This is a genomic window from Citrobacter sp. Ce006, assembly GCF_030336535.1.
Lineage (GTDB): Bacteria > Pseudomonadota > Gammaproteobacteria > Enterobacterales > Enterobacteriaceae > Citrobacter > Citrobacter europaeus.
The window spans coordinates 1-216 of the sequence record NZ_JAOWDO010000043.1; the positions used below are offsets into that span (position 1 = coordinate 1).

Below are 216 nucleotides of genomic sequence, written 5' to 3' on the forward strand. Positions count from 1 at the left end.
GCAGTACCGCTCCGCTTCGTGCCAGTCCACGCGGGCTGGCGTATCCGGGATCCGTTTCCTGTCATTCCAGTCCCTCCCGTTTAAACGCCCCTTAACCTCCCGGCCCTTCAGGCCATTCCAGGCCAGATAAAACTGGTACTGCTGGTTGCTGGCTTTGAACTTACTCAGCGAATAGCTGCTTAACTCCACCCGGTGCAAAGGCTTGCTGTCTTTACG

1 protein-coding gene is annotated in these 216 nt (G+C 56.9%); it reads right to left on the reverse strand.

Annotation, left to right across the window (positions count from 1 at the left end):
* The coding region (locus OGV94_RS00850) for an SUMF1/EgtB/PvdO family nonheme iron enzyme (protein WP_286522164.1) at window positions 1-216 on the reverse strand (216 nt) is incomplete at both ends.